The 1,085-nt window shown below is 61.0% G+C and carries 2 pseudogenes; one reads left to right on the forward strand and one right to left on the reverse strand.

The features are described from left to right. A pseudogene (locus U1703_RS18885) lies at nt 1–423 on the reverse strand (transposase); the annotation flags it as partial. A gap of 115 nt (nt 424–538) precedes the next feature. On the opposite strand from U1703_RS18885, the pseudogene U1703_RS18890 reads away from it, so the two are divergent. After that, nucleotides 539–1,085 (forward strand): annotated as a pseudogene (locus U1703_RS18890) (transposase); the annotation flags it as partial.

Here is a 1,085-nt window from a genome sequence, read left to right on the forward strand (position 1 = left end):
AGATCATGGATGCGCAGCCGCAGCGGCGCCTGGTCCGGCTTGTGCGACACGTATCGCACCGATGAGCGGTCGACACCCAGCGCGAGGCAACTGCGCCGCTCACTGACGCCGTGGGACCCTGGACGTGCGCGACGATCTCGCGCCGTCGCCCAGGCGTCAGAGCTTTTTTGCGGGCACGTCCTGCAGGATATGCTTGTCCAGGCTCAGATCCGCAACGAGCTGCTTGAGCTTGCGATCCTCGTCCTTGAGCTGCTTGACCCGCCGCAACTCGCCGACGCCTAGCCCGCCATACACCTTCTTCCAGCGGTAGAACGTCTGCTCCGACACGCCCATGCGGCGGATGACCTCGGCCACCGGCGTGCCCATCTCCGCTTGCTTCAGCGCAAACGCAATCTGCTCTTCCGTGTACCTCAACTTTTTCATGTCCCAGCTTCTTGACCGCAGGCTTCAAAGGGTGACCTGAGCCCTCCGGATTGGTCCGTTTTTTGTGAGAAATTCCCGGTTAGGTTTGGCAGGTGCCGGACGAGGGAATCCGCCAATGAAGAAGTCGAGGTTCAGCGAGCAGCAGATAGCGTTCATACCCAAGCAGGCCGAGGATGGAACAACCGTCGAGGAAGTGTGCCGGAAGGCCGGCATATCAATCCAGACCTACTACCGATGGCGTAGTAAATACGGAGGGCTGATGCCGTCGGAGATGAAACGCCTGAAGGTGCTGGAGGAGGAGAACGTCCGGCTGAAGCGGCTGGTGGCTAACCTCAGCCTGGACAAGGAGATGCTGCAGGACGTCATCCGCCGAAAAATGTAGGGCCTGGTCGAGCCCGGGAGATCGTCGGCTATTTGCAGGCGAGCTACCAGGTCAGCGAACGGCGAGCCTGTAGCGCGTTTCCGATCAATCGATCGACCCAGCGCTATCAGTCCCGCCGCCTCGATCAGGCCGGCCTCAAGATGCGGATCAAGGAGTTGGCTGCGACCCGTGTTCGCTACGGGTATCGACGCATCCATGTGCTTCTCCGACGGGAGGGCTGGGAGATCAACCACAAGCGCACTCATCGGCTGTATCGCGAACTCGGGCTGCAGCTGCGCAA

It is taken from the genome of Sphingomonas flavida (assembly GCF_036663655.1).
Classification (GTDB): domain Bacteria; phylum Pseudomonadota; class Alphaproteobacteria; order Sphingomonadales; family Sphingomonadaceae; genus Sphingomonas.